We start from the raw sequence: 5,334 nt of genomic DNA on the forward strand, positions 1-5,334 counted from the left end.
AACACACAACGCTACGATCAACTAAGAGGTCATCCTTATGCACATTGAAACCATGATCCACACCTTCAAACAACTCAAACTACACGGTATGGCCAACAGTGTTATGGAGCTATCACAGCAAGCTGGGCCATCTTACCTTCAAGCACAGCCCATTCTTGAAGCCTTGATCAAAGCTGAAGTAACAGATCGAGAAGTGCGATCAATCGCTTATCAGATGAAGCATGCAAGGTTCCCAGCCTACCGTGACCTAGCTGGCTTTGACTTCAATCAAAGCAGTGTAGATGAAACGCTTGTCAAAGCGCTTCATCGCTGTGAGTTCATCGAAGGCAGCCACAACATCGTACTTATAGGAGGCCCTGGCACGGGTAAAACTCACTTAGCAACGGCAATAGGCGTACAAGCCATCCAACACCACCGACTACGAGTGCGCTTCTTATCGACCATTGAACTTGTGAATCAACTTGAACAAGAAAAACTCGAAGGTAAAGCGGGACGCATTGCGAACAGGTTAAGCCATACAGACTTGGTTATCTTAGATGAACTTGGTTACTTGCCCTTTAGTCAAACGGGAGGCGCATTACTATTCCACTTGCTAGGCAAACTATATGAGAAAACAAGTGTGATTATCACGACTAACTTAAGCTTTTCAGAGTGGAGCCAAGTCTTCGGTGACGCAAAGATGACAACCGCATTACTTGATCGACTAACGCATCACTGTCACATCATTGAAACAGGTAACGAAAGTTACCGCTACAAAGAATCTACTAATAAACGAATTTAAAACTGGAAATAAAAGAAAAGTTCAGGCCATAATCTGGCCTCTCAGGCGGGTCAAAATTAAGTGCAAAAGCCGGGTCAGTTTTACATGCAAATTAACACTAGTGTTTTTATAGGCTAAACTAACAAGGTCAATAAACTGTAGAGGGCACCTGGATGATCGGTGAGCACCATTACAATATCAATAAGAAATTGGTTCGCGAAAAGATAGCGACGACTGAGCTTCGTGTTGGTATGTATGTTGTAGAATTGGATAGACCTTGGGTTGATACCCCGTTTCTGTTTCAAGGTTTTCTGATTAGCAGTGAAGAAGAGATCGATCAACTGAATGAGTATTGTGAATATGTTTATATAGATGTGACTCAGACAGAAATTACTTATAGGGAAAAACGAAAGAATCGTACTGATGTCAAAAGTCGCCGGATTTATAAAGTACCTGTTGAACGAGAGTTGGCTGTCGCCGTATCTGACTATGACTATGCGAAGAAGACAGTTGATCATGCCCTTAGTGCCCTCCGTCTATCTCAGGAGATAAATACCACTGAGGTAAAAACAGCTGTTAAAAGTTGCGTGAAAAGCGTACTAAAAAACCCTAATGCCATGCTCTGGCTAACTCAGATTAAAGACAAAGATGATTACACGGCAGAACACAGTTTACGTGTATCTATCATGGCTGTTGCACTTGGGCGTGAGCTGGAGCTGCTGGAAAAGGAGCTTGAAGACCTAGGCGTTGCGGCGATGCTGCATGATGTGGGAAAGATTAATATACCCATCGAGGTGCTGAATAAAGAAGGATCCTTAAATTCCGAGGAATATGAACTCATCAAGGAACATGCGACACATGGTCGCAAGCTGCTGATGTCTAAATCAGACGTGCCTCCGGTCGCGGTTGATGTTGCGTATTGTCATCATGAACATCTCAATGGTAAGGGTTACCCAAGGGGGTGACTGCTGAAAAGATTCCTTTCTTCGCTAAAATTGTTAGCGTGGTGGATGCTTTCGATGCCATTACCAGTGACCGGGTTTATAGTGATGCACGTTCGACATTGGAAGGTTTGCGTATTCTTTACGATTGTCGTGGCCAGCAGTTTGATGAGGAAATTGTTCGAGCTTTTATTCGCTTAGTAGGAATTTATCCACCGGGGCATATTGTTGAGCTGACCAATGGCGAAGTTGGTATTATCCTATCGTGCCAAAGAAACAATAAGCTTCGCCCCAAACTGATTATTGTCAGGAATACTGAGAAGAAAAGCTGTGCTGAACGGATTGTTGATCTAAGTAATGAGCAAAAAGATCAGCATGGTAAGCCGCTTCGAGTTAAAGAAATATATACAGACGGGGCCTTTGGCGTTCAGCTTAAGGAATACAAGGCCAAAGGCTTAAACTTTGGCCTTGCAGTACAGTAATAAACCTTAAAGCCTGGTACTGAACTTTGAAGGAATGACGAAAGCGCTAACAGTCTTGCGGCAGTCTTAGAAGTTTGTTTTGCGCCCTTAGACGCTTTCTCGGCCATGTTGTGAACCCTTTTACTGCGTTGTGATTGATTTCTTCTGCTACAGCTCATTGCTCCTTTGCAGCACTTAAACCAACTATAAATACATTAAGCGTTTGGGGCTCAGTAAACCAATCATTGAAGATTTATGTTTTACCCTTGAAAGAGCTGCTAAACTTAAGTGAGTTGTGCACCTCACCGAATATTTACTTTTAATACTGAGCCTGAAAAATGAGATCTATTTTAATTGTTGAAGACTCTTCTACCGTTCGTGAAATGGTTACCTTTGTTTTAAAGGATGAACGTTTGAAAATAGTCGAAGCTGAGGATGGCTTGGAAGCGCTCGACTTGGCGAAAAAGCAGAACTTTGACCTAGTGATCACAGACCACAATATGCCTAATATGAAGGGAATTGATTTAGCCATTGCATTGAGGAATATGGAGTCTTACAAAGAAACGCCTATTTTGATGCTAACAACTGAGTCAGACCCTAGGCTGAAAAAAGTAGGTAAAGATACCGGTATAACTGGTTGGATTCTAAAGCCCTTGAGTCCTCAGCGCTTCAAACCAGCCATAGAAAAGCTGTTGGATATTGCCTAAGTCTTAGCAATTCTTGCCATTATGATCGATGATGCTCTTCTCACCCTGGCTTTGTCACCTATTCTCGTTCCGCAGGGAATCTATACTAAAAAAGTGACGCCTAAACTTCCTGAGCCTGAAGGTAGCCGTGAAGGTATTTTAGGTAACGGGGAGCCTTTGCGCATCTTAATTCTAGGTGACTCAGCTGCTGCAGGTGTTGGCGTTGATAGTCAGAACGATGCGCTTTTAGGGCAGCTGGTGTCGAAACTGTCGCAGTACCGCGCTATCGAGTGGCGCCTTTTAGCCGAAACAGGCTTGAAGACATCTGAGATGCTAGAGCGCCTACATGCGCTTGAGGCTTTTAAAACCGATGTTGTCATTACTTCCTTAGGTGTCAATGATATAACCGGCGGGACACGACTGAAACACTGGCTAGAGCAGCAAAGAGAGTTAAAACTGCTGCTTCAAGACAAGTTTCAAGCGCGTCATATCTTCTTGAGCAGTGTACCTCCCATGCATGAATTTCCGGCTCTACCTCAGCCACTTCGCTGGTTTTTGGGGCGTCGTTCTCGTGCAATGAATAGTGCTTTGAACGAACAGGCAGCACTAGATGAGGCTTTAGCTTTTGTTAGTGTTCAGTTTCCTATGCAAAAAGAGTTCTTTGCCAGTGATGGCTTCCATCCCAGTGCGCAGGCTTACCGCTTATGGTCAGAAGCTTTACTTGAGCACTTTAAAGAGCGTTGTTTATTGCCCCAGCGTTGAAGGTATCGTCGAGCAGCATTCCAGGCTGATCATCGCTTTTTTGCGTTCTGCTCCCCAGCGATATTGATTAATCTCCCCCGTACTTCTAATGACCCGGTGACAGGGAATCAAATAGGCAATATTGTTCTTCGCAATGGCTGAAGCGACGGCTCTGGTAGTATTTGGTTGATTGATTTGCTCAGCAACCTGTTGATAAGAGCGCAACTCGCCTTCAGGAATCTTCAGTAAGGCCTCCCATACCAACAGTTGGAAAGGCGTTCCTTTGCAGAGCAAGTTCAACTTGTTCTCGTTTGCTGGTCCAGAGTCGAAAATACGTTTTAGGGTAGTTAATGTGCTCGCTTGGTTTTGCTTTAGTTCAGCATGTGGCCACTCGCGCTTCATCTCAGCCAAACCTTCTGCTTGAAGCTCCAGTGAGTCAAGAAATGCCAATTTGCATAAGCCTCGTTGAGTCAGAGCTAGCAGACAATAACCGAAGGGAGAGGGGTGAAAGCCATAGTCTATTTGAACGCCTTGGCCACCACTTTTATATTCGCCAGGTGTCACGCTTTTACACTGAACCATCAGATCGTGAAGTCGGCCACTCCCGCTTAAGCCGCTGTTGTAAGCGGAATTAGAGACAGAGTGTTGCTTAAGTAAAGCTTTGGCTTTTTGCTTGGTCAGAAATTGTAAGAACTGCTTGGGTGATACCCCCGCCCATTGAGTAAACACACGCTGCAGGTGAAACTCACTCAAGCCGATATGCTTAGCTATGTCCTTCAAGCTAGGTTGTTTATATTGCGCAGCTTCAATAAAGGCCATCGCCTGAGCGACTTTTTGGTAGTTTCTGTGTTGTTCATTAAGCCTTGCCATGGAGCTTTCTCTGAGTCGATTCAACTTAAAGCAGTGAGGTAGAATTATAAGAGAAGTCCTTAAGTGAGAGCGACCCGATACTTGCGATTATTTTTTTGTTATTGCAGATAATAACTCGATGAACTATAGATCGGTTTAAGGCGCTTGGTTAGAAAAAACCATTTAATACTAAACTAGATTAGTCTTGGCCTGAGTGAGATATCGGTCGCAAAAAAAAATATTAGATAAAAAAATAATTTGTTATTATTGTCACGGCTTTTTCAATCGTGGGTTTCTTTAAGCAGAAGGATTTGCCTGCGGATTAAATGCAAAACGATCAACGTAACTAAACTAAATGGGTGTAATGTGAACTCTAGATTATTATTAAGCTTAATCGCCTTGACTGTTGTAGTCGGGTGTTCTCCAATTCCAGTCAAAAGGGATGTGGGCCAAGTAAACTTTAACTATTCGGGAAGTAATAAAGGTGAGCAGACCGATAAAGTAATTGGCATTGTCGCGTCTGAAGTATCTCAGGCTCAATCAAGTGTAAGCTCTAGCCCTCAAAGCACTAACCCTTTTATTCAGATGGCAATGGCTCAAGCCCAAGCTAAAGGGAATCACGGGTTTAATGCTAATAGTGCGTATAACCAGTCATATAGAAGCCAGCTTATGACTGCATTGAATAATACTTTTGTTTCAAACCTGAGTGACAAAGGTTTCAATATGAAAGGACCTTATCAAACGTTTGATGATATTACGTTTAGTGATAAGAAAAATATGTATTTGTCTGTTGTTCCTCGTCTCACTTTTAATATAAATCAAAAATCAACCGGTGTTGCATGTAAGAGTACTCACTGTACGGACTCAGGTAATATTTACATTAATGGTGAGATGCT

5 protein-coding genes and 1 pseudogene are annotated in these 5,334 nt (G+C 43.1%); 5 read left to right on the forward strand and 1 reads right to left on the reverse strand.

All coding sequences use genetic code 11. From position 1 onward, the window contains the following. The first annotated feature begins 37 nt into the window (after positions 1 to 37). The 4 genes and pseudogenes from istB (at position 38) to A3766_RS14620 (ending at position 3,610) form a co-directional block, all read left to right on the forward strand. The gene (istB, locus tag A3766_RS14605; protein ID WP_068510186.1) at positions 38 to 781 is read left to right on the forward strand and encodes an IS21-like element helper ATPase IstB; all 744 of its coding nucleotides are present in this window, start codon (positions 38 to 40) and stop codon (positions 779 to 781) included. 152 nt (positions 782 to 933) lie between these two features. After that, a pseudogene (locus tag A3766_RS32685) lies at positions 934 to 2,183 on the forward strand (HD-GYP domain-containing protein). Positions 2,184 to 2,500: 317 nt separating this feature from the next. Continuing rightward, the gene (locus A3766_RS14615) at positions 2,501 to 2,869 is read left to right on the forward strand and encodes a response regulator (protein WP_068508062.1); all 369 of its coding nucleotides are present in this window, start codon (positions 2,501 to 2,503) and stop codon (positions 2,867 to 2,869) included. 21 nt (positions 2,870 to 2,890) lie between these two features. Beyond that, positions 2,891 to 3,610, forward strand: a complete 720-nt coding sequence (locus tag A3766_RS14620) for an SGNH/GDSL hydrolase family protein (protein ID WP_068513558.1) — start codon at positions 2,891 to 2,893, stop codon at positions 3,608 to 3,610. Here A3766_RS14620 and A3766_RS14625 read toward each other — a convergent pair. After that, on the reverse strand, positions 3,593 to 4,459 hold the full coding sequence (locus A3766_RS14625; RefSeq protein WP_068642427.1) for a bifunctional transcriptional activator/DNA repair enzyme AdaA: 867 nt from the start codon (positions 4,457 to 4,459) through the stop codon (positions 3,593 to 3,595). The genes A3766_RS14620 and A3766_RS14625 overlap by 18 nt on opposite strands. Positions 4,460 to 4,882: 423 nt before the next feature. Between A3766_RS14625 and A3766_RS14630 the strand changes: the two genes are divergently transcribed. Next, positions 4,883 to 5,334, forward strand: a 452-nt coding sequence (locus tag A3766_RS14630; protein ID WP_156508911.1) for a hypothetical protein, incomplete at its 3' end; no start/stop codon positions are given.

The sequence above is a fragment of the Oleiphilus sp. HI0132 genome, from assembly GCF_001635845.1.